The organism is Pseudomonas sp. C32, assembly GCF_030417915.1.
Taxonomy (GTDB): domain Bacteria; phylum Pseudomonadota; class Gammaproteobacteria; order Pseudomonadales; family Pseudomonadaceae; genus Aquipseudomonas.
On record NZ_JAUHUK010000010.1, the window covers coordinates 157,384 to 182,187 of the forward strand.

The 24,804-nt window shown below is 59.3% G+C and carries 23 protein-coding genes, 1 tRNA gene and 1 pseudogene; 9 read left to right on the plus strand and 16 right to left on the minus strand.

Translation table 11 applies throughout. From position 1 onward, the window contains the following. Positions 1 to 50 precede the first annotated feature (50 nt). From QYH43_RS13755 to QYH43_RS13785, 7 genes are all read left to right on the plus strand, one after another. On the plus strand, positions 51 to 1,559 hold the full coding sequence (locus tag QYH43_RS13755; RefSeq protein ID WP_095061346.1) for a sigma-54-dependent transcriptional regulator: 1,509 nt from the start codon (positions 51 to 53) through the stop codon (positions 1,557 to 1,559). Positions 1,560 to 1,974: 415 nt separating this feature from the next. Continuing rightward, positions 1,975 to 2,358 carry a glycine cleavage system protein GcvH gene (gcvH, locus tag QYH43_RS13760; protein WP_301157225.1) on the plus strand — a complete coding sequence of 128 codons (384 nt, stop codon included), beginning with the start codon at positions 1,975 to 1,977 and terminating at the stop codon, positions 2,356 to 2,358. Between the two features lie 11 nt (positions 2,359 to 2,369). Next, complete coding sequence (gene gcvP / locus QYH43_RS13765; RefSeq protein ID WP_095061343.1) at positions 2,370 to 5,237, plus strand: aminomethyl-transferring glycine dehydrogenase; 2,868 nt, start codon at positions 2,370 to 2,372, stop codon at positions 5,235 to 5,237. Positions 5,238 to 5,440: 203 nt separating this feature from the next. Then, positions 5,441 to 6,817, plus strand: coding sequence for an L-serine ammonia-lyase (locus QYH43_RS13770; protein ID WP_095061341.1), 1,377 nt, complete (start codon positions 5,441 to 5,443; stop codon positions 6,815 to 6,817). A 36-nt stretch (positions 6,818 to 6,853) separates the two neighbouring features. Then, positions 6,854 to 7,978 carry a glycine cleavage system aminomethyltransferase GcvT gene (gene gcvT, locus QYH43_RS13775; RefSeq protein WP_095061340.1) on the plus strand — a complete coding sequence of 375 codons (1,125 nt, stop codon included), beginning with the start codon at positions 6,854 to 6,856 and terminating at the stop codon, positions 7,976 to 7,978. A gap of 404 nt (positions 7,979 to 8,382) precedes the next feature. Further along, positions 8,383 to 8,595 (plus strand): cold-shock protein, encoded by a 213-nt coding sequence (locus tag QYH43_RS13780; RefSeq protein ID WP_007977299.1) that lies wholly within the window; start codon positions 8,383 to 8,385, stop codon positions 8,593 to 8,595. Between the two features lie 96 nt (positions 8,596 to 8,691). Beyond that, positions 8,692 to 9,180 (plus strand): RDD family protein, encoded by a 489-nt coding sequence (locus QYH43_RS13785; RefSeq protein WP_095061338.1) that lies wholly within the window; start codon positions 8,692 to 8,694, stop codon positions 9,178 to 9,180. A gap of 90 nt (positions 9,181 to 9,270) precedes the next feature. Here the strand turns inward: QYH43_RS13785 and nadA are convergent, their stop codons facing one another. Then, the gene (nadA, locus tag QYH43_RS13790) at positions 9,271 to 10,329 is read right to left on the minus strand and encodes a quinolinate synthase NadA (protein WP_095061336.1); all 1,059 of its coding nucleotides are present in this window, start codon (positions 10,327 to 10,329) and stop codon (positions 9,271 to 9,273) included. A gap of 411 nt (positions 10,330 to 10,740) precedes the next feature. On the opposite strand from nadA, the gene QYH43_RS13795 reads away from it, so the two are divergent. Then, a complete protein-coding gene (locus QYH43_RS13795) occupies positions 10,741 to 11,928 on the plus strand; it encodes a cyanate transporter (RefSeq protein WP_095061334.1) in 1,188 nt (395 codons plus the stop codon). A 262-nt stretch (positions 11,929 to 12,190) separates the two neighbouring features. Then, a pseudogene (locus QYH43_RS13800) lies at positions 12,191 to 12,313 on the plus strand (LysR family transcriptional regulator); the annotation flags it as partial. Positions 12,314 to 12,429: 116 nt separating this feature from the next. Here the strand turns inward: QYH43_RS13800 and QYH43_RS13805 are convergent. The 15 genes from QYH43_RS13805 to aspS form a co-directional block, all read right to left on the minus strand. Beyond that, positions 12,430 to 12,505: transfer RNA gene (locus QYH43_RS13805), tRNA-Lys, on the minus strand. Positions 12,506 to 12,568: 63 nt separating this feature from the next. Next, the gene (gene queC / locus QYH43_RS13810) at positions 12,569 to 13,261 is read right to left on the minus strand and encodes a 7-cyano-7-deazaguanine synthase QueC (RefSeq protein WP_053155344.1); all 693 of its coding nucleotides are present in this window, start codon (positions 13,259 to 13,261) and stop codon (positions 12,569 to 12,571) included. Between the two features lies 1 nt (position 13,262). Continuing rightward, positions 13,263 to 13,910 (minus strand): 7-carboxy-7-deazaguanine synthase QueE, encoded by a 648-nt coding sequence (gene queE, locus QYH43_RS13815; protein ID WP_007995628.1) that lies wholly within the window; start codon positions 13,908 to 13,910, stop codon positions 13,263 to 13,265. A 166-nt stretch (positions 13,911 to 14,076) separates the two neighbouring features. Further along, positions 14,077 to 14,916, minus strand: a complete 840-nt coding sequence (ybgF, locus tag QYH43_RS13820) for a tol-pal system protein YbgF (RefSeq protein WP_095061330.1) — start codon at positions 14,914 to 14,916, stop codon at positions 14,077 to 14,079. 6 nt (positions 14,917 to 14,922) lie between these two features. Continuing rightward, on the minus strand, positions 14,923 to 15,420 hold the full coding sequence (gene pal / locus QYH43_RS13825; RefSeq protein ID WP_003178634.1) for a peptidoglycan-associated lipoprotein Pal: 498 nt from the start codon (positions 15,418 to 15,420) through the stop codon (positions 14,923 to 14,925). A gap of 52 nt (positions 15,421 to 15,472) precedes the next feature. Next, positions 15,473 to 16,753 (minus strand): Tol-Pal system beta propeller repeat protein TolB, encoded by a 1,281-nt coding sequence (gene tolB / locus QYH43_RS13830; protein ID WP_177408856.1) that lies wholly within the window; start codon positions 16,751 to 16,753, stop codon positions 15,473 to 15,475. A 17-nt stretch (positions 16,754 to 16,770) separates the two neighbouring features. Then, the gene (tolA, locus tag QYH43_RS13835; protein ID WP_095061326.1) at positions 16,771 to 17,850 is read right to left on the minus strand and encodes a cell envelope integrity protein TolA; all 1,080 of its coding nucleotides are present in this window, start codon (positions 17,848 to 17,850) and stop codon (positions 16,771 to 16,773) included. Beyond that, entirely contained in the window at positions 17,850 to 18,302 is a 453-nt protein-coding gene (tolR, locus tag QYH43_RS13840; protein WP_161806672.1) for a protein TolR, read from the minus strand. Before tolR ends, tolA begins: the two co-directional genes overlap by 1 nt. Before the next feature lie 23 nt (positions 18,303 to 18,325). After that, positions 18,326 to 19,021 (minus strand): protein TolQ, encoded by a 696-nt coding sequence (tolQ, locus tag QYH43_RS13845; protein ID WP_008027789.1) that lies wholly within the window; start codon positions 19,019 to 19,021, stop codon positions 18,326 to 18,328. Then, a complete protein-coding gene (gene ybgC, locus QYH43_RS13850; RefSeq protein ID WP_053155328.1) occupies positions 19,011 to 19,478 on the minus strand; it encodes a tol-pal system-associated acyl-CoA thioesterase in 468 nt (155 codons plus the stop codon). The genes tolQ and ybgC overlap by 11 nt, the downstream gene beginning before the upstream one ends. Positions 19,479 to 19,605: 127 nt before the next feature. After that, positions 19,606 to 20,667 (minus strand): Holliday junction branch migration DNA helicase RuvB, encoded by a 1,062-nt coding sequence (gene ruvB / locus QYH43_RS13855; RefSeq protein WP_095061322.1) that lies wholly within the window; start codon positions 20,665 to 20,667, stop codon positions 19,606 to 19,608. Next, the gene (gene ruvA / locus QYH43_RS13860) at positions 20,668 to 21,276 is read right to left on the minus strand and encodes a Holliday junction branch migration protein RuvA (RefSeq protein WP_007995640.1); all 609 of its coding nucleotides are present in this window, start codon (positions 21,274 to 21,276) and stop codon (positions 20,668 to 20,670) included. It abuts the gene before it with no gap. Between the two features lie 113 nt (positions 21,277 to 21,389). After that, positions 21,390 to 21,914 carry a crossover junction endodeoxyribonuclease RuvC gene (ruvC, locus tag QYH43_RS13865; protein WP_095061320.1) on the minus strand — a complete coding sequence of 175 codons (525 nt, stop codon included), beginning with the start codon at positions 21,912 to 21,914 and terminating at the stop codon, positions 21,390 to 21,392. Positions 21,915 to 22,072: 158 nt separating this feature from the next. After that, positions 22,073 to 22,819, minus strand: coding sequence for a YebC/PmpR family DNA-binding transcriptional regulator (locus QYH43_RS13870; RefSeq protein ID WP_095061317.1), 747 nt, complete (start codon positions 22,817 to 22,819; stop codon positions 22,073 to 22,075). Between the two features lie 128 nt (positions 22,820 to 22,947). Beyond that, positions 22,948 to 24,723, minus strand: a complete 1,776-nt coding sequence (gene aspS / locus QYH43_RS13875) for an aspartate--tRNA ligase (RefSeq protein ID WP_095061315.1) — start codon at positions 24,721 to 24,723, stop codon at positions 22,948 to 22,950. Positions 24,724 to 24,804: the final 81 nt, after the last annotated feature.

Consider the following 24,804-nt stretch of genomic DNA (forward strand, 5'->3'; position numbering starts at 1 on the left):
TCACCAAGGCATACTTGCCACCCTCCGCACAGCAGAACCCGAAACCGTCCATGCGTATCCACGTCAGCTTCATCGACCGCGTCGGCATTACCCAGGAAGTCCTGGCCCTGCTCGGCGGGCGCAATCTCAACCTGGATGCGGTGGAAATGGTTCCGCCCAACGTCTACATCGACGCCCCGACCCTGAGCCCGCAAGTCCTCGAAGAACTGCGCGATGCGCTGTTCAGCGTGCGTGGCGTACAAGCTGTGACGGTCGTCGACATCCTGCCCGGTCAGCGTCGGCACTTGCAGCTCGATGCACTGCTCGCCGCCATGACCGACCCGGTGCTAGCGCTGGACAGCGACGGCAACGTGCTGCTGGCCAACCCCGCGTTGATCGCCCTGTACGGCCGCGAACCGGCCGGTGAAAGCATCGCCGAACTGTTTGCCGACCCGGCCTTGCTCGACGCCCTGCTCGAACAGGGCTTTCGCCTGCCGCTGCGGGAAATCACCGTCAACGGCCAGACCTTGCTGCTGGACGCCACGCCGATCACCGACGCCGGCGCCCTGCTGACCCTGTATCAACCCAACCGCATCGGCGAACGCCTGTCCGCGTTGCACCACGATCATGCTGAAGGGTTTGACGCGTTGCTTGGCGAATCCCCGGTCATCCGCACCCTCAAGGCGCGCGCCCAGCGGGTGGCGGCACTGGATGCGCCGCTGCTGATTCAGGGTGAAACCGGCACCGGTAAAGAACTGGTCGCCCGCGCCTGCCATGCCATCAGCGCCCGGCACAGCTCACCGTTTCTGGCATTGAACTGTGCGGCATTGCCGGAGAACCTCGCCGAAAGCGAACTGTTCGGCTATGCGCCCGGTGCTTTCACCGGTGCGCAACGGGGCGGCAAGCCGGGGCTGATGGAACTGGCCAACCAGGGCACGGTGTTTCTCGACGAGATCGGCGAAATGTCGCCGTACTTGCAGGCCAAGTTGCTGCGGTTTCTCAACGACGGCAGTTTTCGCCGGGTGGGCGGTGATCGTGAGGTGAAGGTCAACGTGCGAATCCTCAGCGCGACCCATCGCGACCTGGAAAAAATGGTCAGTGAAGGCCTGTTCCGCGAAGACCTGTTTTATCGCCTCAACGTGCTCAATGTCGAAGTCCCTCCCCTGCGCGAGCGCGGCCAGGACATTTTGCTGCTGGCCCGTTACTTCATGCAGCAGGCCTGCGCGCAGATCCAGCGACCGATCTGTCGCCTGGCACCGGGCACGTATCCGGCACTGCTGGGCAACCGCTGGCCAGGCAACGTGCGACAACTGCAGAACGTGATTTTTCGCGCCGCCGCGATTTGCGAAAGCAGCCTGGTGGACATTGGCGATCTCGACATCGCCGGCACCTCGGTCGCTCGCCAGGGCGACCACGAAGTCGACAGCCTAGAACAGGCCATGGACGAGTTTGAGAAAACCCTGCTGGAAAAACTGTACACCAGCTACCCCTCGACCCGACAACTCGCGACCCGACTACAAACTTCCCACACCGCGATTGCCCATCGGTTGCGCAAGTACGGAATTCCCGGCAAGGCCTGAAAAGTCTGATGAACACCGACCTGTAGGAGCCGGCTTGCTGGCGATGGCGTCTGCAAAATCGCGATCGCCAGCAAGCCGGCTCCTACAGGTCGTGAATGTCCATGCATCGGAAAATCACGTCTAAAAACGACCCCCACCTGTACTGAAAGCGCTACAGCGGAACGATATCGCTACACCACTCCCCGATCACGGCCCTGCAAGGCTTTGATCCACCTCGCCTTTTATCCGTGACATGTGGCGTATCGATTTCGCTACAACCATCGAAATCCCGCGACCGCTAAATTCATATAAATCATTGATTTAAATAGAAAAACAAACATTGGCCGCGATCTTGCTATGTAGTCCCTCATAACCAGGGCATTGCCCCAGCATTCAATCGCGTCCACCAGACGAGTCTGGCCCCTTAGGAGTTTCCATGAGCGAGTTGCGTTTTACTGAATATCACGAATGGCTGCGCACCGAAGCTGACGGCAGCGTCACAGTCGGCATCACCGCTTTCGCACAAAACGCCTTAGGCGACGTGGTTTTCGTACAACTGCCTGAGCTGCAGTCCTACGACAAAGGCGCCGAAGCCGCCACCGTGGAATCCGTAAAGGCTGCCAGCGGCGTGTACATGCCGCTCGACGGCGAAGTGCTGGAAGTGAACCCGGCGCTGGACAGCAGCCCTGAACTGGTCAACGAAGATCCGCTGGGCGAAGGCTGGTTCTTCCGCTTCCAGCCAAGCGACGCCTCGGCAGTCGCCCAACTGCTGGATCAGGACGCCTACGACCGCCTGATCAAAGCCCAAGCCGAAGCCTGAGGAGCACAGACATGACTGAAGTGAATCCTGCTGTTGTAAATGTAAGTACCGCCAACGAATTCATCGCCCGTCACATCGGCCCGCGTGCCGGCGACGAGCAAGCCATGCTCAACAGCCTCGGCTTCGACTCCCTGGAAGCCCTGAGCGCCAGCGTCATTCCCGACAGCATCAAAGGCACCAGCGTCCTCGGCCTGGAAGACGGCCTGAGCGAAGCCGATGCCCTGGCTCTGATCAAGTCCATCGCCAGCAAGAACCAGCTGTTCAAGACCCACATCGGCCAGGGTTACTACGGCACCCACACGCCTTCGCCGATCCTGCGCAACCTGCTGGAAAACCCGGCCTGGTACACCGCTTACACCCCGTACCAGCCAGAAATTTCCCAGGGCCGTCTCGAAGCGCTGCTGAACTTCCAGACCCTGATCAGCGACCTCACCGGCCTGCCGATCGCCAACGCTTCCTTGCTCGACGAAGCCACCGCTGCTGCCGAAGCCATGACCTTCTGCAAACGCCTGAGCAAGAACAAGGGCAGCCACCAATTCTTCGCTTCCGCGCATTGCCACCCGCAAACCCTCGACGTACTGCGCACCCGTGCCGAGCCACTGGGCATCGACGTGGTGGTTGGCGACGAGCGTGAGCTGACCGACGTCAGCGCGTTCTTCGGCGCCCTGCTGCAATACCCGGCGAGCAACGGTGACGTGTTCGACTACCGCGAACTGACCGAACGCTTCCACGCTGCCAACGCTCTGGTCGCCGTAGCCGCTGATCTGCTGGCCCTGACCGTGCTGACCCCGCCAGGTGAATTCGGCGCCGACGTGGCCATCGGCAGCGCGCAACGCTTCGGCGTGCCGCTGGGCTTTGGTGGCCCGCACGCTGCTTACTTCTCCACCAAAGATGCGTTCAAGCGCGACATGCCGGGCCGTCTGGTCGGCGTGTCCGTGGACCGTTTCGGCAAGCCGGCCCTGCGCCTGGCCATGCAGACTCGTGAACAACACATCCGCCGCGAGAAAGCCACGTCCAACATCTGCACCGCGCAAGTGCTGCTGGCCAACATCGCCAGCATGTACGCCGTGTACCACGGCCCGAAAGGCCTGACTCAGATCGCCAACCGCGTGCATCACCTGACCGCGATCCTGGCCAAGGGTTTGAACGCGCTGGGCTTGAACGTTGAACAAGAAAACTTCTTCGACACCCTGACCCTGGCCACTGGCGCCAACACCGCCAAGCTACACGAAAAGGCCCGCACCCAGCAGATCAACCTGCGCGTGGTCGACGCCGAACGCCTGGGCCTGTCCCTCGACGAAACCACCACCCAGGCCGACGTTGAAACCCTGTGGGGCATCTTCGCCGACGGTAAAGCACTGCCAGATTTCGCCGCCCTTGCCGCTTCGGTGGTCAGCACGATCCCGGCCGCGCTGGTGCGTCAATCGCCGATCCTCAGCCACCCGGTGTTCAACCGTTACCACTCGGAAACCGAGCTGATGCGCTACCTGCGCAAGCTCGCCGACAAAGACCTGGCCCTGGACCGCACCATGATCCCGCTGGGTTCGTGCACCATGAAACTCAACGCCGCCAGCGAAATGATCCCGGTGACCTGGGCCGAATTCGGCGCCCTGCACCCGTTCGCCCCGGCCGAGCAAAGCGCCGGCTACCAGCAACTGACCGATGAACTGGAAGCGATGCTCTGCGCCGCCACCGGTTACGACTCGATCTCGCTGCAACCGAATGCCGGTTCCCAAGGTGAATACGCCGGCCTGCTGGCCATTCGTGCTTACCACCAGAGCCGTGGCGAAGACCGTCGCGACATCTGCCTGATCCCGTCGTCGGCCCACGGCACCAACCCGGCCACCGCACAAATGGCTGGCATGCGCGTCGTCGTTACCGCGTGCGATGCCCGTGGCAACGTTGATATCGAAGACCTGCGCGCCAAGGCCATCGAGCACCGCGAACACCTCGCTGCTTTGATGATCACTTACCCGTCGACTCACGGCGTGTTCGAAGAAGGCATCCGCGAAATCTGCGGCATCATTCATGACAACGGCGGCCAGGTGTACATCGACGGCGCCAACATGAACGCAATGGTCGGCCTCTGCGCACCGGGCAAGTTCGGCGGCGACGTCTCGCACCTGAACCTGCACAAGACCTTCTGCATCCCACACGGCGGTGGCGGCCCGGGCGTCGGCCCGATCGGCGTGAAATCGCACCTGACCCCGTTCCTGCCGGGCCACGCCCAGATGGAACGCAAGGAAGGCGCGGTCTGCGCAGCACCGTTCGGCAGCGCGAGCATTCTGCCGATCACCTGGATGTACATTCGTATGATGGGCGGCGCGGGTCTCAAGCGTGCTTCGCAGCTGGCGATCCTCAATGCCAACTACATTTCCCGTCGCCTCGAAGAGCACTATCCAGTGCTGTACACCGGCAGCAATGGCCTGGTGGCGCACGAGTGCATTCTGGATCTGCGCCCGTTGAAAGACAGCAGCGGCATCAGCGTCGATGACGTCGCCAAGCGTCTGATCGATTTCGGTTTCCACGCCCCGACCATGTCGTTCCCGGTGGCCGGCACGCTGATGATCGAGCCGACCGAAAGCGAATCCAAGGAAGAACTGGACCGCTTCTGCGACGCCATGATCCGCATCCGCGAAGAAATCCGCGCCGTGGAAAACGGTACCCTGGACAAAGAAGACAACCCACTGAAAAACGCTCCGCACACAGCGGCAGAGCTGGTCGGTGAGTGGTCCCACCCGTACAGCCGCGAACAGGCCGTTTACCCGGTTGCCTCGCTGATCGAAGGCAAGTACTGGCCGCCGGTCGGTCGTGTCGACAACGTCTTCGGCGATCGCAACCTGGTCTGCGCCTGCCCGTCGATCGAAAGCTACGCTTAAACGAATGAGGGGCGGGTACGCTCGCCCCCACTTTCAACAACACCGCATTCCCCTGTAGGAGCTGGCTTGCCAGCGATGAGGATGGATCAGCCTACATTTTTGTTGCCTGACACACCGTCATCGCTGGCAAGCCAGCTCCCACAAGGATTGCATCAAGCCTGACATTCCGCGAATTCCTATAACAAGAAACCGGAGAACAACTCATGTCGTTAAGCGTGTTCGACCTGTTCAAGATTGGCATCGGCCCCTCCAGCTCCCACACCGTCGGCCCGATGCGCGCCGCTGTGCGCTTCGTCGAAGGCTTGCGTCGCGAAAAGCTGCTTGAAGCCACCGCCTGCGTCAAAGTCGAGCTGTACGGCTCGCTCGGCGCTACCGGCAAAGGCCACGGCAGCGACAAGGCCGTGCTGCTGGGCCTTGAAGGCGAACACCCGGACACCGTCGACACCGAAACCGTCGCTGCGCGCCTGCACGAAATCCGCGCTAACGGACGCTTGAACCTGCTCGGCGAACACAGCATTGCGTTCAACGAGAAAGAACACCTGGCGATGATTCGCAAACCGTTGGCCTATCACCCCAACGGCATGATCTTTCGTGCCTTCGACGCCGCGGGTCTGCAAATCCGCAGCCGCGAGTACTATTCGGTTGGCGGCGGTTTTGTCGTCGATGAAGACGCTGCCGGCGCCGACCGTATCGTCGAAGACGCCACACCCCTGACCTTCCCGTTCAAAAGCGCCAAGGATTTGCTCGGTCATTGCACCAAGTACGGGCTGTCGATCAGCCAGGTGATGCTGACCAACGAAAGCGCCTGGCGCCCGGAAGCGGAAACCCGCGCCGGCCTGTTGAAAATCTGGCAAGTAATGCAGGACTGCGTCGCCGCCGGTTGCCGCAACGAAGGCATCCTGCCCGGCGGCCTGAAGGTCAAACGACGGGCCGCCGCGCTGCACCGGCAACTGTGCAAGAACCCCGAATCAGCATTGCGCGACCCACTGTCAGTACTCGACTGGGTCAACCTCTACGCGCTGGCGGTCAACGAAGAAAACGCCAATGGCGGGCGCGTCGTGACCGCGCCGACCAATGGCGCCGCCGGGATCATTCCCGCCGTGCTGCATTACTACATGCGATTTATCCCCGGCTCGAACGACGACGGCGTCGTGCGCTTTCTGCTGACGGCTGCGGCCATCGGCATTCTGTACAAGGAAAACGCCTCGATCTCTGGCGCCGAAGTCGGCTGTCAGGGCGAAGTTGGCGTGGCGTGTTCGATGGCTGCGGGCGCTTTGTGCGAAGTCCTCGGCGGCACCGTACAGCAAGTGGAAAACGCCGCGGAAATCGGCATGGAACACAACCTCGGCCTGACCTGTGACCCGATTGGCGGGCTGGTGCAAGTGCCGTGTATCGAGCGCAACGCCATGGGCTCGGTCAAGGCCATCAATGCCGTGCGCATGGCCCTGCGCGGTGACGGGCAACACTTCGTCTCCCTCGACAAGGTCATCCGCACCATGCGCCAGACCGGCGCCGACATGAAAAGCAAATACAAGGAAACCGCCCGTGGCGGTTTGGCGGTCAACATTATCGAGTGCTGATGTGCGCTCATCTGCACAACTCTTCAGGAGCTGAATATGTCCACCGAACAACTGTTGAAAACCCCGTTGCACGCCCTGCATATCGAACTCGGCGCACGCATGGTGCCGTTCGCCGGCTACGACATGCCTGTGCAGTACCCGTTGGGCGTGATGAAAGAACACCAGCACACCCGCGATCAGGCCGGCCTGTTCGACGTCTCGCACATGGGCCAGATCCGCCTGACCGGCGCCGACGCCGCCAAGGCCCTGGAAACCCTGGTGCCGGTGGACATCATCGACCTGCCGGTGGGTATGCAGCGCTACGCCATGTTTACCAACGAGACGGGCGGCATCCTCGACGACCTGATGGTTGCCAACCTGGGTAACGACGAACTGTTCCTGGTGGTCAACGCCGCCTGCAAGGATCAAGACCTGGCGCACCTGCGCAAGCACATTGGCGAACAGTGCACCATTGAACCGCTGTTCGAAGAACGTGCCCTGCTGGCCCTGCAAGGCCCGGCCGCCGTCACCGTGCTGGCACGTCTGGCGCCTGACGTTGCGAAGATGACCTTCATGCAGTTCGCCCGCGTCAACCTGCTGGGCGTGGAGTGCTTTGTCAGCCGCTCCGGTTACACCGGTGAAGACGGTTTTGAAATCTCCGTACCGGCCGACAGCGCCGAAGCCCTGGCCCGTGCGCTGCTGGCCGAACCGGAAGTCGAGGCCATCGGCCTGGGTGCCCGCGACTCCCTGCGCCTTGAGGCGGGTTTGTGCCTGTACGGCCACGACATGAACACCGACACCACCCCCATCGAAGCGAGCCTGCTGTGGGCGATCTCCAAGCCACGTCGTGCCGATGGCGCGCGTGCCGGCGGCTTCCCTGGCGCTGAAAGCGTATTCGCCCAGCAACAAGGCGGTGTCAGCCGCAAGCGTGTTGGCCTGCTACCACAGGAACGCACCCCTGTGCGCGAAGGCGCCGAAATCGTCAACGAAGCCGGCGAGATCATTGGCAGCGTCTGCAGCGGCGGTTTCGGGCCGACGCTGGGTGGTCCACTTGCGATGGGTTACGTCGACAGCGCCTATGTCGCGCTGGACACGCCTGTTTGGGCGATTGTTCGTGGGAAAAAGGTGCCTTTGCTTGTAAGCAAAATGCCATTTGTTCCGCAACGCTACTATCGTGGCTGATTAACTGTTCCTATAAGTAACGCGGTTGCGTTAACAGTGCACTAATGTGTAACGCAGCCGCCATAAAACAGTGCACTGTATTAGCTCTAAGCTTCGATTATGAACTTTGCTTATAACGATCGAACACATTTGAACAACACAAGTGTATAAGGCACCCGGCGGACTGACTAAATGCCATCAAGCTGAGCAAATACGGGCCTTCTGCGGGGGCTTGTTTTTTCTCCCGTAGTTGGCGTAGAGTTTGTTCACTGTGTTTGCATGGGTCGCTTGGAATCGTGACCTGGGCAGTAGCCTACAAGTTAGCTACATCCCGTTCGACGTCTTCTTACTCTCCTGCAACCAGCCCCAGTACTCTTTCATGTGAAGGAGACTGTCACTAATTCTTGCGTCAAAGGAAATAAGAAATGTCCCAACGTCAGAGCGGTACCGTCAAGTGGTTTAACGACGAGAAAGGTTTTGGTTTTATCACTCCTGAAAGCGGTCCGGATCTGTTCGTACATTTCCGTGCCATCCAGGGCAACGGTTTCAAGAGCCTGAAAGAAGGCCAGAAAGTGACTTTCATCGCCGTGCAGGGCCAGAAAGGCATGCAGGCTGACGAAGTACAAGCAGAAGCCTAATCTTCTGTAACGAAAAAGCCCCTGATGCTGACATCAGGGGCTTTTTTGTGCGTGTAAATCCGTAAAATGGCTTTCTTTTTCCGCCGAGAGCCTGCCATGTCGAAACACCTGCTTACCCCCCAGGGCGATTTTCCCGCTGCGGGCCTGGGTCGTCGCCTGGCAGCGATGTTCTACGACTTCCTGCTGTGCACTGCCCTGCTGATCGTCACCAGCGGCATCTACAAGATGATTCAGATGGCGATCCTCGGCGAAGAAAAAATGCGCACCCTGACCGAAGCCGGGGCGCTGGACGGTGATCCTTTGCTCTCGACGGTCCTGCTGTTTGTGTTGTTTGGGTTCTTCGCCAAATTCTGGACGTACACCGGACAGACGCTGGGCATGCAGGTCTGGTGCATCCGTGTTCAGAATGCCGACGGCTCCTCCATCAGCCTGTGGCAGGCGTTACTGCGCTTTGTGGTGTCGATCGCCTCGCTGCTGTGCGTGGGCCTTGGATTCTTCTGGTCGCTGTTCGACAAGCAGAAGCGCAGCTGGCATGACATGTACTCCAATACCCAGCTGGTGCGGATTCCGAAGAAGACCAAGTAACGCCCACAAAAAAAGATCGCAGCCTTCGGCAGCTCCTACAGGGTCTCGTTTGCACCTGTAGGAGCTGCCGAAGGCTGCGATCTTTTGCTTTTAAGCGTTACCGGCCAGCTTCATCCGTGCAGCCTGAGTGAAATCCAGCATCCGCTTCAACGGTCGGATCGCCTGCGGAATCAGGGCCGGATCCACAAAGATCTCGTTCGTCCCTTCCTTCAAGCTCTTCAGCGTGCGCTCAAGGGTATTCATCGCCATCCATGGGCAATGCGCGCAACTGCGGCACGCGGCGCCGTTACCAGCCGTAGGCGCTTCGATAAAGACCTTGTCCGGGCACAGCTGCTGCATCTTGTAGAAGATGCCGCGGTCGGTCGCAACAATCAGCGTCTTGTTCGGCAGGCGCTGTGCCGCCGCGATCAACTGACTGGTCGAACCCACGGCGTCCGCCAGTTCGATGACCGAGGTCGGCGACTCCGGGTGCACCAGGATCGCTGCATCGGGATACAGCGCCTTCATGTCTTCGAGCTGCTTGGACTTGAACTCTTCGTGAACGATGCAGGCACCGTCCCACAGCAGCATGTCGGCACCGGTCTGGCGCTGAATGTAGGTGCCCAGGTGTTTGTCCGGGCCCCAGATAATGGTTTCGCCGTTGTCCATCAGGCTTTCGACGATCTCCAGCGCGCAGCTTGAAGTCACGACCCAGTCCGCCCGGGCTTTGACCGCCGCGGAGGTGTTGGCATACACCACCACCGTGCGCTCTGGATGCTGATCGCAGAACGCCGAAAACTCATCGACCGGGCAACCCAGGTCCAGCGAGCAGGTCGCCTCCAGGGTTGGCATCAGGATGCGTTTTTCAGGATTGAGGATCTTGGCCGTCTCGCCCATGAATTTCACGCCGGCGACGACCACGGTCTTGGCCGGGTGAGCATTACCGAAGCGAGCCATTTCCAGCGAGTCGGAAACGCAACCACCGGTTTCTTCGGCCAGAGCCTGAATCACCGGATCGCAATAGAAGTGTGCGACCAGCACCGCATCCTGAGCCTTGAGCTCGGCAGCGATGGCAGCGCGATAGTAAGCCTCTTCGTCAGCGGTCAGCGGCTTGGGCTGCTTGGCATCGAGGTGGGCTTGAACCAGAAGGCGTTCGGAAATCTGCGTCATGTTCGCAAGACCTGCAGGCGCATTCGCGCGAAAGTCGAGTATACACCCGGCTCCGGACCCTTCAGGGTACCGCCGGGAAAGTGAGTATTCATCAGGCACGGACAGCGTTGAAGCTGCGCAAGGCTACAGAATATCCGACGGATGCAAAAGATGATTCTGACCTGTGCCCCTGCAGGCGTACCACGACATACAGACCGAACACAAAAAACCGTGGCCACGCCCCGCGGATGCATGGGCTGCCAATACTCTATTGGCAAACAAAGCAGGCTCCTGGAGAAAGCCCGACAGAGCGGCGAGCCTTCAACGATTTGACACCGCATTTGATTTTTCAATAAGCCCCGCCAGTTTTCAGTTTGTCCAAAGCAGCGTACCGCCGCATAAATGATGCTTTGTTTTAGCCAAGGCTCTGTTATGGAAAACGTTCGAACCTCAAGCACCCACGCCGTCTGGCTGATGGTCAGCATCGTGTTGGTGGCGCTAAACCTGCGGCCCTCGATGGCTGCCGTCGGGCCGTTGCTGTCAGCCATTCGCAGCGAGGTCCCCCTGAGCTTCAGCACCGCCTCGCTGCTGACCATGTTGCCGGTCATGGCCATGGGCTTGGCCATGTTCCTGGGCATGCGCATCGCCCTGCGCATCGGTGAGCACCGCACCATTGTGTTGTCGCTGTTGATCATCGGTATCGCCACCGCCTCGCGCTTGTACCTGGACAGCGCCGCCGAACTGATTATCAGCGCGGTGTTGGCCGGGCTCGGCATCGCGCTGATCCAGGCGGTGATGCCGGCGCTGATCAAGTCGCGCTACGCCGACAACGTCTCGCTGTTCATGGGCCTGTATGTCACGTCGATCATGGGCGGGGCGGCGCTTGCCGCGTCGTTTTCGCCGCTTGTCCTGACCCAGACCGGCAGCTGGCGCATCGGCCTGGCGATCTGGGCACTGTTGGCGTTGGTCGCCTTGGGTTGCTGGTACGCCCAGCGCGCAGCCGTGACACCATTGCCCGAAGCCCCTGTTCGGCAGCAAGCGTCATTCTTCAGCAATTCTCGGGCTTGGCTGCTGGCGATTTTCTTCGGCCTGGGCACCGCCTCCTACACCTGTGTACTGGCCTGGCTGGCCCCGTACTACGTGGAAAAAGGTTGGAGTGAACAACACGCGGGCCTGCTGCTGGGGTTCCTTACGGCCATGGAAGTGCTCTCCGGCCTCGTCACCCCGGCAATTGCCAACCGCAGCCAGGATAAACGCGTGGTCCTCGCCGTGTTACTGGTCCTGATCATGGCCGGCTTCTGCGGCCTGATCCTCAGCCCGGAACGCTTCAGCCTGTTGTGGCCTTGCCTGTTGGGCCTGGGTATCGGCGGCCTGTTCCCGATGAGCTTGATCGTATCCCTCGACCACTTGGACAACCCGCGACGGGCCGGTGGCCTGGCCGCGTTCGTGCAAGGCATCGGCTACCTGATCGCCGGGCTTTCGCCATTGATTGCCGGGATGATCCGCGATCAGCTGGGCAGCTTCGAATGGGCCTGGTGGTCGCTCGCCGCCGTCATGGCGTTGATGCTCCTGATGGTCCTGCGCTTCAATCCCAAGCAATACGCGCGGCATATCAGCTAGTCGACGAAGACAGGCCACTGGCGCCCGGGGCTGCATTCGACGCAGCCCCGGTTTTGACAGTCCACCGATGACGGCAGACCGTTTTGTCCATCATGACGTTCCGACCCGCAACACAGGAATAAGACCTTGATGAAAAACGTCGGTTTTGCAGCCGCTCACTGGGGCATGCTCATTTGGGCGATGCTGATCGCCTCGTCGTTCTTTGCCTCGACGCATTCAGGCGCTGACCTGCGACGAGAACACGTTCAGCCATCGTCGACCACCGGCAGGTCTACCGAACTTCACGCTGGACATGATGTGGAGCGAAAAGCCGAGCCAGGACAGTGCCAACAGCTGGTTTCGCGCACAGATCATCAAGGTATGTGCCGAGGACGGCCTGCTTTAATCAGCCAAGAATCGCTCGAGTCGTCGAGCGGTTCAGGCCTGGCTCTTCATCAGGCAAAAAAAAACCCGGAAATCCTCACTTTCGTGGGCCTTCCGGATTTTCTAAACCGCCAAATATGGTGGGTCGTGTGGGATTCGAACCTACGACCAATTGGTTAAAAGCCAACTGCTCTACCAACTGAGCTAACGACCCGCTGTGTGGTGGCGCGTATAATACTGATTTTTAAGGACTATTCAACACCTATTTTGAAATAAATCAAAAATAAGGGGTTGGATCGCTGATTCCGGCTGCCGCGAAGCCTTCTGCACGCAGTCGGCAGCTGTCGCACTTGCCGCATGCGCGGCCGTTATCATCGGCCTGATAGCAGGAAACGGTCAGACCGTAATCCACGCCCAGCTTCACACCCGCCTGGACGATCTGCGCCTTGCTGAGGTTTTGCAGCGGTGCCTGGATGCGGAAACCATTGCCCTCGACACCGGCCTTGGTGGCCAGATTGGCCATGCGCTCGAAAGACTCGATGAACTCCGGACGGCAATCCGGATAACCGGAGTAGTCCACCGCATTCACACCGATGAAGATGTCGCGTGCGCCAAGCACTTCAGCCCAGCCCAACGCCAGAGACAGGAACACCGTGTTACGCGCAGGCACGTAAGTCACCGGAATGCCCTCACCCAACTCTTCTGGGATATCGATGCTGCTGTCCGTCAGTGCGGAGCCGCCCATGCCGTTCAGGTTAAGGCCGATCACTTTGTGCTCGACTACACCCAGATCGCGAGCAACACGCGCCGCGGCGTGCAGTTCGGCATGGGAGCGCTGACCATAGTCGAAGCTCATGGTGTAGCAGCTGTAGCCTTCGGCTCGAGCCATGGCCACGACGGTGGCGGAATCCAGACCGCCAGACAGCAAGATGACCGCGCGTTTTTCGGTGGTGTTCAATTGATCAGTCATCTCAGCGCCCCGGCTCGTCATTCCAAAGATATTTATGCAGCTGCAATTGCAAACGCACTGGCAGATTGTCCGCCACCACCCAATCCGCCAGATCCCGAGCATTGAGATCATGGTGACTTGGCGAAAACAGCACTTCACCGGCACGCTGGTCCAGACCGTACTGGATCAGCTTGGACACGGACCAGTCATAGTCTTCCCGCGAACAGATGACAAACTTCACCTGATCGTTAGGCGTGAGCAGTTCAATGTTTTCGTAGCGGTTGCGATGCGCTTCCTTCGAACCCGGCGTCTTCAGGTCGACGACGCGACTGACTCGGGAATCTACCGCCGAGATATCGATAGAGCCACTGGTTTCCAGTGACACTTCGTAACCGGCATCGCACAGGCGCTTGAGCAATGGAATGGCGTTGGGTTGCGCCAAGGGCTCGCCGCCCGTGACACAGACATAACGCGGACGAAAACCTGCGACTTGCTCGAGGATGTCATCGAGGGTGCGGATGGTCCCGCCCGTGAAGGCGTAGGCGCTGTCGCAGTATTGGCAACGCAGAGGGCAACCGGTCAGGCGCACAAAAACAGTGGGCAGCCCGGCAGTCCGCGTTTCACCCTGCAACGAGTAGAAAACTTCGGTGATTCTCAATGTGTCTTGCATAGTCGCCACGGGCGTAACAGCTAAACAGGCTGTCCGCCTCCGTCAGGCACTTCAAGGAACCCCGGCAATGCGCAGGCCCCAAAAAGCGTGTTTCATAAAAAGGGCGTGAATTCTAACGAAAAAACCCGCGACAAGCGCGGGTTTCTTCGAAACAGGTCAAGCAGCCTTACATTTTTTGCAGATCGCGCTGAGCCAACTGAGCGGCGGAAGTGCCCGGATATTGGGACACGACCTGCTGCAGAATGCCTTTGACCTTGTCGGTATGACCAAGGCGGCGCTCTACATCAGCGAGCTTGTACAGCGAGTCAGGCACTTTGGCGTGCTTGGGATACAGCTGTGAAACCTTGGCAAAAGCCTGACCTGCACCTTGCAGATCGCCTTTGGCCAGGTTCACTTCGCCCAACCAGTACTGGGCATTACCCGCATACTGGCTGTTCGGGTACTTGCGCAGGAAAGCGGCAAAAGCCTGGCTGGCCTTGTCGAAATCCTTGGCTTTGATCAGGTCGAAGGCAGCATCGTAATAGAGCTTTTCCTTCGCCGGATCCGCCGGTTCGCTACCCGCGGCGGGCGCTTGAGCGGCGGCTGCGCCAGCTCCTGCACCTGCGGCTGCGCCGGGGGCGTTCAAACTGCCACCGGTAGAAGAATTATCAGGAGTCGCGGCTGGTGCAACGCCGGTTCCTATGCGCCGATCAAGATCCTGATATCGCTCCAGGCTTTCTTGCTTCATGCGCGATACATCATTTTGCAGTTCTTCGATCACACCCTGCTGGCGCGAGATCTGATCCTGCATTTGTTGCAGTTGGTTGAACAACTGACCCTGTGCCGAGACAGGGGCCGAAACCCCTCCCCCGGCATAGGCGCCGTTCGTACCGTAACCCGCAGGCGGATAACTGCTCCCGCTATTGTTATAGCCGGAGTTGTCCTCGACCACAGGAACCGCAGCCCACACCGCAAGCGGGGCGAGGCTGAGAGCCAAAACAGTTACAGCACGACGGCACGTTCGCATGACGAATTACTTACGCAGTTCGACGCGACGGTTTTGAGCCCAGGACTGCTCGTCGTTGCCGGTAGCAACTGGACGCTCTTCGCCGTAGGAAACCAGTTCCAGCTGAGCTGGGGAAACACCTTGCAGTACCAGGTAACGCTGAACGGCTTTCGCACGACGCTCGCCCAGTGCCATGTTGTACTCACGAGTACCACGTTCGTCGGTGTTGCCTTCCAGAACAACGCGAGCGCCGTTTGCTTTCAGGTCCTTGGCGTGAACGTCCAGAGCGCGCATGGCTTCTGGCTTCAGGTCAGAACTGTCGTATTCGAAGTAGAAAGTGGTGATAGCGCGCAGTGCAGCTTCTTCGCTCAGGGAGCCGTCAACTGCACCAGTGTTTGCGCCGTAACCAGCGTTTGGATCTACCGCGCCTTCACCGGCATTGTCGCCGCCTTTGGACGAGCAACCTACAGCTACAGCCATGGCGAGAGCCAGCGCAGCAAATTTACCAAACTTCAGCATTTCCATCGTGAAACTCCTAATGAACCCCAGTGTGTTAAGTACAACATGTAGCGCCGCGTCAGTTCAGGTAAGGGGACCAGGAAGGTTCTCTGACTTCGCCTTGAGCGGTAGGAAGCGGGAGCCTTACGCGTCCATTAATGGACACGAGCATCAAGACTCCCCGGCCCTGCTGGCGGGTGGCGTAGATTACCATGGTGCCGTTGGGCGCAACAGTAGGCGACTCGTCCAGAGTGCTATCAGTGAGGATTTTTACACTACCGCGCTGCAAATCCTGGGCCGCCACCTTGAAATTGGTGAAGCCATCCTGACGGTGAATCATGACAAGCGTCTTTTCATCAGCCGACAGTTTCGGGTTGGCGTTGTAGTTACCGACGAACGTCACACGCTCGGCACCGCCACCACCCACGCTGGTTTTGTAGATCTGTGGCTTGCCGCCACGGTCAGACGTGAAGTAGATGGTCGAACCATCCTTGCCCCAGAACGGTTCGGTGTTGATGCCAGGACCGTTGGTAACGCGGGTGATCTGACGCGAACCGAGGTTCATCACGTAGATGTCCGGGTTGCCGTCTTTCGACAGCACGAACGCCAGGCGACTGCCATCCGGAGACCAGGCTGGCGCACCGTTAAGGCCTTCGAAGTTGGTGATCTGGTCACGGCGACCGGTGTCGATGTTCTGCATGAAAATGCGCGGACGCTTCTGCTCGAACGAGACGTAGGCGATACGCTTGCCGTCCGGTGCGAAACGCGGCGACAGGATCGGCTCGCGCGATTGCAGCAGGGTCACGGCGCGAGCACCGTCATAGTCCGAGCGTTGCAGGGTGTAGCGAGTGTTCTTCTCGGAAAAACGCTCGGCCGTCACGTACAACAGACGCGTCGAGAACGCACCTTTGATACCGGTGAGTTTTTCGAACGACTGGTCGGAGATGTAGTGCGCCATGTCGCGCAGTTGATCAACGCCGCCCGACACGCTGCCGGTCAGCACTTGCTGTTCGGTGGCGACGTTGAACAGTGCGTATTGCACCTGCAGGCGACCGCCCGCCGGAACAATGCTGCCGACCATGACGTACTGGGCGCCCAGCGCCTTGAAGTCACGGTAGATGATTTCGCTGGCCTGGCTCGGCTGGCTGATCATGTTCTGCTTTGGAATCGGCGAGTAGTAACCCGAGTTGCGCAGGTCGTTACCGATAATTTCCGCCATGTCGTCCGGCAGCACGCTACCGCCCTGGAAACCGAACGGCACGACGGCAATCGGGGTCGCCCGATCACTGCCGCTGGTAACCAGAATGTTTTTCTCATCAGCCATCGCTATCCCTGCCATGCAGCAGATAACGACGAGCATTCCTCGAAGAAGGTTTCTCACAAGGCTAAATCCTCAGGTGTGAATGTCATCTTGAATGAACGATACGGAGCGAAATCACTCGGCTTCATTCCCTGCATTTCTGTCAAACGTCCAATATTCTTCACCGCTGCCACTGCCGAAGCGTCAAACGGACCATCGCCGCTGGATTTGGACACGTTGACCGAAGTCACCGTACCGTCCGGCAACATGCCGATTTGCAACACGACTGTCATGCCTTTGCGAGCCGAAGGCGGACGAGCCCAACCTTCCGCAGCACGCGCACGAATCAGGTCATCGAAGCTGCCGGCGACTTCGTCACCTTGCTCATCGGCCAAGGCCTGCTGACGCTGTGGCGTGTCGGAAAGCAAATCTGCCAAGGCCTGGGCCTTTTTGTCTTCGGCGGATTTACGTGCCGCTTCCTGCGATTTTTTCTTCGCAGCGTCGGCAGCCGCTTTCTTCTTCGCGTCTTCGGCGACTTTCTTCTTCGCCTCTTCAGCTTCAGATTTCTTCTTGGCGTCTTCCGCGGCTTTCTTCTTCGCGTCTTCGACGATCTTTTTCTTCGCTTCTTCAGCGGCCGCTTTCTTGGCCTCTTCTTCAGCCGCTTTCTTGGCTTCTTCTTCGGCCTTCTTCTTGGCTATATCAGCCAATTGTTTCTCTTCGACCTTTTTGGCTTCGGCGGTCTTCTTCGCTTCATCGGCTTTCTTGGCTTCATCAGCCTTTTTTGCCTCTTCCGCTTTCTTCGTCTCGTCGGCCTTCTTGGATTCTTCGGCTTTTTGAGCCGCATCTTCCTTCTTTTGTTCCGCGGCCTTGATCGCTTCCTGCTCGATCTTTTTCTGCTCCATCTGTTCGACTTCGGTCTGGCGCGCAGCGGATTTCTGCGCCTCACCCGCAATCTTCTGATTGGTCTGGGTGGTTGCCCGACTTTTCGATTTCAGCTGGTACAGGGTCGCCTGGACAATCGGCTTGGCCGGCGGCAATTCCGGTGTGAAGGCGAAACTGACAAACAGCATGCCGAACACCAGCACGTGCAAGCCAATCGCCCAGACACTAGGCCAGAAGTAGCTTTCCGAGGCGGACGGCTCTCGCATTTGCTGCATCAGGGTGCCTCGGTAATCAAGCCAACATTACCGACCCCGGCTTTCTGCAACCCGCCCATCGCGCCCATGACGGAGCCGTAGTCGACAGTCTTGTCGCCACGAATGAACACCTGGGTACGCTTGCCACCTTCAGTACCGGCGCGAATGATCTTGGTCACGGCGTCGGTCATCTGCGGCAGGGTCATCGCCCTGTCCTGCTGCTTTTCTGTGTCGACTTCGCTGCCAAGGTTCCAGTAATAGGTCTTGTCAGCCTTGATCGAAATGGTCAGGACCTGCGTGTTGTTATCCTGCGGCAAGGCTTCGCTGGAAACCTTGGGCAGATCAACTTTCACGCCCTGATTGAGCATCGGCGCGGTCACCATGAAAATGACCAGCAGTACCAGCATCACGTCGATGTAAGGCACCACGTTCATCTCGGCAACCGGCTTGCGCTTTTTGCGAGCTCGAGCGATTAAAGCCATTGGAAATTACCTGCTTATTCTTCGCTGGTGTGCACTTTGCGGTGCAGGATCGCCTGGAATTCATCGGCGAAGGTGTAGTAACGGCCGATCAGCGTTTCGCTGCGCGCGGCAAAACGGTTGTAGGCGATAACGGCAGGGATGGCGGCGAACAGACCGATCGCGGTCGCAATCAGTGCCTCGGCGATACCAGGGGCCACAGTGGCCAGGGTCGCTTGCTGCGCAGTAGCCAGACCACGGAAGGAGTTCATGATGCCCCACACGGTACCGAACAGACCGATATACGGGCTTACGGAACCGACGGTGGCCAGGAACGGCAGGCTTTGCTCAAGCTTTTCTTCTTCGCGGGAAATGGCAACGCGCATGGCACGTGCCACGCCTTCCATGACCGCTTCCGGGTCTACACCTGGCTGCTGGCGCAGACGGGAGAATTCCTTGAAGCCGGCGCGGAAGATTTGCTCGACACCCGAATCAGGGTCCGGGTTGCTGCCGGCCTGACGGTAGAGTTTGGACAGGTCGATACCCGACCAGAAGCGCTCTTCAAAGCTCTCCAGGGCACGTCGACCGGCGCGCAGCAGGTTGCTGCGCTGAAAGATCATGATCCATGAGGTCACCGATGCGGCTACCAGGATCAGCATTACCAGTTGCACCACGATACTGGCATTGCTGACCAGGCTCCACATGGAGGAATGGTCGACGACGTTAGCTTCCACGCTTTATCTCCTGCTTTGAGTGTGTACCCGCGCCGCTCACGTCGGCAAAGGCCGCTCGTAGAGCTTCGGGAATGGCCCGGGGTTTTAAACTTTCAGTGCGCACACAGGCCACCAGAAACTGCCCTTCACAGAGCAGTGCATCATCCGTAGCCCGCCTGACCTGCTGCTTGAAGCGCAGGCTGACACGGTTCAATTCGATTACTTCAGCGCTTACCAGCAGCTCGTCGTCCAGTCGCGCCGGCGCGTGGTAACGCGCTTCGCTGGAATGCACGACAAACAACAGGTCCTCACCTGCCAGCTGCGATTGGGCAAAGCCCAGATTTCGTAGCCGCTCGGTTCGAGCCCGTTCCATAAACTTGAGGTAATTAACGTAATACACGATGCCGCCCGCATCGGTGTCCTCGTAATAAACGCGACAACGATGTGCGAAAGGCTCCAGCCCGTTTTGCGCGCGCATACTCTAGTGCTTACTCCTCAGGTTGCCAATCCGGCCAGGCAACTGTTTTTCGTTGTTCTGCGGCTTTCGCGCAAAAGTACGGTCCTGGGACCACACATTGCCCGAAAAAATCAGCACGCAAAGGTTATTAATCGTCCACGGCACCAAGGAACTCGTCTACCACAGGCATTTCGCCCAATCGTGACGGAATATTCAAACCGAAATGCAGATAAGCATGCCGCGTCACCACTCGCCCCCGCGGTGTGCGCATGATGTAACCCTGCTGGATCAGATAAGGCTCCAGCACGTCTTCAATGGTGTGGCGCTCTTCGCTGATCGCGGCCGCCAGGCTGTCTACCCCGACCGGCCCGCCATCGAACTTCTCGATCATGGTCAGCAACAGACGCCGGTCCTGATGATCGAAACCGCGCTCGTCGACGTCCAGCAGGTTCAGCGCCAGGTCGGCAATCGGTTTGGTGATGTGGCCTTTGGCACGAACTTCGGCGAAGTCGCGCACCCGACGCAACAAACGATTGGCGATCCGCGGCGTGCCGCGGGCACGACGGGCGATTTCGAAGGCGCCTTCCGGGTCCAGCGGCAAACCGAGGATGCTCGCCGAACGGCTGACAATCGTCGACAGGTCGGCGTTGTTGTAGAACTCAAGACGCTGAACGATGCCGAAACGGTCGCGCAACGGGTTGGTCAGCATGCCTGCCCGGGTCGTTGCGCCGACCAGGGTGAACGGTGGCAGATCGAGTTTGATCGAACGCGCAGCCGGGCCTTCGCCAATCATGATGTCGAGCTGGAAATCTTCCATGGCCGGGTACAGCACTTCTTCGACTATCGGTGAAAGCCGATGGATTTCGTCGATGAACAACACATCATGCGGTTCAAGGTTGGTCAGCAGCGCCGCCAGATCACCGGGACGCTCCAGCACCGGGCCGGACGTGCTCTTGATCGACACGCCCATTTCCTGGGCGATGATGTTCGCCAGGGTGGTTTTACCCAGGCCCGGCGGGCCGAAGATCAACGTGTGATCCAGCGACTCATTGCGCCCACGGGCAGCCTGGATGAACAACTCCATTTGCTCGCGAACAGTCGGCTGGCCAATGTATTCGGCCAGGCTGACCGGGCGAATGGCGCGATCCTGGACTTCCTCGCGATCTCGAGGGGCCGTCGTGGCGGCAATCAGACGATCAGCTTCAATCACTTAGATCATCCCCTTCAAGGCGCGGCGGATCATGTCTTCGCTGCTCAAACCTTTCTCCTTGATCGCAGACACCGCCTTGCTCGCTTCCTGTGGTTTGTAACCCAGGGAGATCAAGGCGCTGACCGCGTCGTTTTCGGCGGTGTTCACCGGGGCCGGTCCGTCCGGCTGATTCGGTACCAGAGCAAACATGGCAGGCACGGTTTCCCAGGCCTTGAAGCGATCCTTGAGTTCCACCAGCAAACGCTCGGCGGTCTTCTTGCCCACGCCCGGCACCTTGGTCAGTGCCGAGGTGTCCTGAGATTGCACGCAACGGACCAGCTCGTCGACTTCCAGGCTCGACATCAAGGCCAGGGCCAGTTTTGGCCCGACACCATTAAGGCGGATCAGCTCGCGAAAAAAGTCTCGCTCACGCTTGCCGACAAAGCCATAGAGTAACTGCGCGTCTTCGCGCACGACCAGATGGGTGTGCAAGGTCAGCGGCTCACCGACCGACGGCAAGCGATAAAGCGTTGTCATGGGTACTTCAAGTTCATAACCCAGACCGTTTACATCCAGAATCAGATGCGGGGGTTGCTTCTCAGCCAGGGTGCCGCGCAAACGTCCAATCACGTTACAAATCCTTGAGCGTTGGCCAGCTCTGGGCCAGCGACTGACAGAGTGAGGAATATCGCCGACAACCCAGGCGAGAATCCCTCATTCCATAAAAATGACTGCTGATGCTATCAGAGACGCAGGCGCCCGCCACGACTGCGTGCTGCACCCAGACCGTGGGGCAGCAGACTGGAGCGGGTATGCGCGTGGCAGATCGCAATCGCCAGGGCGTCCGACGCATCGATCTGGGGTTTGCTGGTCAATTTCAGCATGTGCATGACCATCATCTGCACTTGCTCTTTATTAGCCGCACCGGTGCCAACCACCGCTTGCTTGACCTGGGTTGCGGAATACTCGGCAATTTCCAGGTTTTCTTCCGCGCCCGCTACGATGGCGGCACCGCGGGCCTGGCCCAGTTTCAGGGCGGAGTCGGCGTTACGCGCCATAAAGACCTTTTCGATGCCCATGGTTACCGGATGGTACGTCTGAATAATCTCGCGCACCCCGCGAAAGACAATCTGCAGACGCTCATGCAGCTCGCCGGCACCGGTACGAATGCAGCCGGAAGCCACATACTCGCAGCCACGGCCGGTATCGCGAACCACGCCATAACCGGTGATGCGTGAACCGGGGTCGATACCAAGAATTAAAGTCATAACGCCTGCGGGTTAAGTAAAAGCACGATATTCAACACAGTGAATAAAAAATGTGGGAGCTGGCTTGCCAGCGATGACGGAGTGTCAGGCGCCATCATTATTCGATGTGCCGACGCCATCGCTGGCAAGCCAGCTCCCACATTGGAGACTAGTCGCCCTCAACCGAGCTGTGCGGCCACAGACTCCGGAATTTCCGCGTTGGAGTAGACGTTTTGCACGTCGTCCAGGTCTTCGAGCATGTCGATCAGCTTGAGGACTTTCTCGGCGCCTTCCAGATCGAGCTCGGCACTGGTGGTCGGCAGCATGACGATTTCTGCGTCGTCACCTTTGAAGCCGGCCGCTTCCAGCGCGTTGCGCACAGCGTAGAACCCGGCAAACGACGTGAACACGTCGATGGAACCGTCTTCGTTGGTCACCACATCGTCAGCGTCGGCTTCCATGGCCGCTTCCATCAACGCGTCTTCGTCCACGCCGGCGGCGAAGGAAATCTGCCCCTTGCGTTCGAACAGGTAGGCCACCGAGCCGTCAGTGCCGAGGTTGCCGCCGCATTTGCTGAACGCATGTCGAACAGCGGCAGCAGTGCGGTTGCGGTTATCGGTCATGCACTCGACCATCACCGCGACGCCACCAGGGCCGTAGCCTTCGTAGGTCAGTTCGACCATGTCGTCGGTATCGGCGGCGCCGGCACCACGAGCGACTGCCCGATCGATGATGTCGCGACTCATGTTCGCGCCGAGGGCCTTGTCCAACGCCAGGCGCAGACGCGGGTTGGAACCTGGATCACCGCCGCCCTGACGGGCCGCGACGGTCAGTTCACGAATCCACTTGGTGAAAATCTTGCCTTTTTTGGCATCCTGACGTTCTTTGCGGTGCTTGATGTTCGCCCACTTGGAATGACCTGCCATATCTCGCTCCGAATTCTCTTTGAAACATTGCCCGCCACGCTGCATTGCGTCGGCCGGCAAACAAAAATCTTGTACCGCTCAATCGATAAAGAAAGGGCGCATCCAGAGATGCGCCCTTCAAGCCAGCCTTACTCGGCTTTAGGCGTTTCGCGCAGACGAATGTGCAATTCGCGCAATGCCTTGGCATCCACCTGACCCGGCGCCTGAGTCATGACATCTGCCGCGCTCTGGGTTTTCGGGAAGGCGATCACTTCACGGATCGACTGGGCGCCGGTCATCAGCATCACCAGACGGTCCAGACCGAAGGCCAGGCCACCGTGCGGCGGGGCGCCGTACTTCAGGGCGTCGAGCAGGAAGCCGAATTTCTCTTCCTGTTCCGCTTCGTTGATGCCCAACAGACGGAACACCGACTGTTGCATCTCTTTGCGGTGGATACGGATCGAACCGCCACCCAACTCGGTACCGTTCAGAACCATGTCGTAGGCACGGGACAGAGCGCCGGCCGGGTTGGCCTCAAGCTCTTGCGGCGTGCACTTCGGCGCGGTGAACGGGTGGTGCAGCGCAGAGAAGCTGCCGTCGTCGTTTTCTTCGAACATCGGGAAGTCGACGACCCACATCGGTGCCCACTCGCAGGTCAGCAGTTTCAGGTCGTGACCGAGCTTGATGCGCAGGGCGCCCAGGGCTTCGCTGACGATCTTGGCCTTGTCGGCGCCGAAGAACACGATGTCGCCATCGACCGCGCCAACGCGATCGAGGATCACGTTCAGGTTGGCCTCAGGGATGTTTTTCACGATCGGCGACTGCAGGCCGTCAACACCGGCAGCGCGCTCGTTGACCTTGATGTACGCCAGGCCCTTGGCACCGTAGATGCCGACGAACTTGGTGTAATCGTCGATCTGCTTGCGCGGCATGCTTGCCCCGCCTGGAACGCGCAAGGCGGCGATACGGCATTTCGGGTCGTTGGCCGGGCCGCTGAACACCTTGAAATCGACTTCCTTGAGCTGGTCGGCAACGTCAACCAGTTCCATCGGGTTACGCAGGTCAGGCTTGTCGGAACCGTAGCGGCGCATGGCTTCTTCGAAGGTCATGTGCGGGAACTCACCGAATTCCAGACCCAGCACTTCCTTGAACAGGTTGCGGATCATTTGCTCGGTCAGGCCCATGATCTCTTTTTCATCGAGGAAGCTGGTCTCGATGTCGATCTGGGTGAATTCCGGCTGACGGTCGGCACGCAGGTCTTCGTCACGGAAGCACTTGGCGATCTGGTAGTAACGGTCGAAGCCGGCCACCATCAGCAGTTGCTTGAACAGCTGCGGCGATTGCGGCAAGGCGAAGAAGCTGCCGGCGTGGGTGCGGCTAGGCACCAGGTAGTCACGCGCACCTTCTGGCGTGGCACGGGTCAGGATCGGCGTCTCGACGTCGAGGAAGCCGTTCTCGTCCAGGAAGCGACGGATGCTGGTGGTCATGCGCGAACGCAGACGCAGCTTCTCGGCCATTTCCGGGCGACGCAGGTCGAGGAAGCGATAGCGCAGGCGGGTTTCTTCGCCGACGTCGGAGAACTCGTTCAGCGGGAACGGCGGAGTTTCCGACTCGTTCAGCACTTCCAGTTCATAGCCCAGGACTTCGATCATGCCCGACGCCATGTTGGCGTTGGTGGCACCCGCCGGACGCAGGCGAACCTTGCCGGTGATCTTCACGACGAACTCGCTGCGCACGCGGTCGGCGGCAGCGAAGGATTCGGCGCGGTCCGGATCGAACACGACCTGGGCCAGACCGTCACGATCACGGATATCGAGGAAAATCACCCCACCGTGGTCTCGGCGACGATGGACCCATCCGCAAAGGGTAATTTCCTGGCCTTCCAGGCTTTCGTTCAGTTGGCCGCAATAATGGCTGCGCATCATGGTCGTGGTTTCACTTCTCGTAATTCGAAATTCGGTTGGAGACCTTGGGCACATCCACTGCGGAATGTTGCAAGGGCTCGC

Bases quoted from the DNA above. Each gene is read 5' to 3' on its own strand.
- tolA (WP_095061326.1), bottom strand. From the start codon at position 17,850: ATGCAGCAAATGCGAGAGCCGTCCGCCTCGGAAAGCTACTTCTGGCCT.
- QYH43_RS13870 (WP_095061317.1), bottom strand. From the start codon at position 22,819: ATGGCAGGTCATTCCAAGTGGGCGAACATCAAGCACCGCAAAGAACGT.
- ybgC (WP_053155328.1), bottom strand. From the start codon at position 19,478: ATGCGCGCGCAAAACGGGCTGGAGCCTTTCGCACATCGTTGTCGCGTT.
- queC (WP_053155344.1), bottom strand. From the start codon at position 13,261: ATGACTGATCAATTGAACACCACCGAAAAACGCGCGGTCATCTTGCTG.
- gcvP (WP_095061343.1), top strand. From the start codon at position 2,370: ATGACTGAAGTGAATCCTGCTGTTGTAAATGTAAGTACCGCCAACGAA.
- QYH43_RS13755 (WP_095061346.1), top strand. From the start codon at position 51: ATGCGTATCCACGTCAGCTTCATCGACCGCGTCGGCATTACCCAGGAA.
- gcvH (WP_301157225.1), top strand. From the start codon at position 1,975: ATGAGCGAGTTGCGTTTTACTGAATATCACGAATGGCTGCGCACCGAA.
- QYH43_RS13770 (WP_095061341.1), top strand. From the start codon at position 5,441: ATGTCGTTAAGCGTGTTCGACCTGTTCAAGATTGGCATCGGCCCCTCC.
- QYH43_RS13795 (WP_095061334.1), top strand. From the start codon at position 10,741: ATGGAAAACGTTCGAACCTCAAGCACCCACGCCGTCTGGCTGATGGTC.
- gcvT (WP_095061340.1), top strand. From the start codon at position 6,854: ATGTCCACCGAACAACTGTTGAAAACCCCGTTGCACGCCCTGCATATC.
- queE (WP_007995628.1), bottom strand. From the start codon at position 13,910: ATGCAAGACACATTGAGAATCACCGAAGTTTTCTACTCGTTGCAGGGT.
- QYH43_RS13780 (WP_007977299.1), top strand. From the start codon at position 8,383: ATGTCCCAACGTCAGAGCGGTACCGTCAAGTGGTTTAACGACGAGAAA.
- ruvC (WP_095061320.1), bottom strand. From the start codon at position 21,914: ATGACTTTAATTCTTGGTATCGACCCCGGTTCACGCATCACCGGTTAT.
- pal (WP_003178634.1), bottom strand. From the start codon at position 15,420: ATGGAAATGCTGAAGTTTGGTAAATTTGCTGCGCTGGCTCTCGCCATG.
- aspS (WP_095061315.1), bottom strand. From the start codon at position 24,723: ATGATGCGCAGCCATTATTGCGGCCAACTGAACGAAAGCCTGGAAGGC.
- nadA (WP_095061336.1), bottom strand. From the start codon at position 10,329: ATGACGCAGATTTCCGAACGCCTTCTGGTTCAAGCCCACCTCGATGCC.
- ybgF (WP_095061330.1), bottom strand. From the start codon at position 14,916: ATGCGAACGTGCCGTCGTGCTGTAACTGTTTTGGCTCTCAGCCTCGCC.
- QYH43_RS13785 (WP_095061338.1), top strand. From the start codon at position 8,692: ATGTCGAAACACCTGCTTACCCCCCAGGGCGATTTTCCCGCTGCGGGC.
- tolB (WP_177408856.1), bottom strand. From the start codon at position 16,753: ATGCTCGTCGTTATCTGCTGCATGGCAGGGATAGCGATGGCTGATGAG.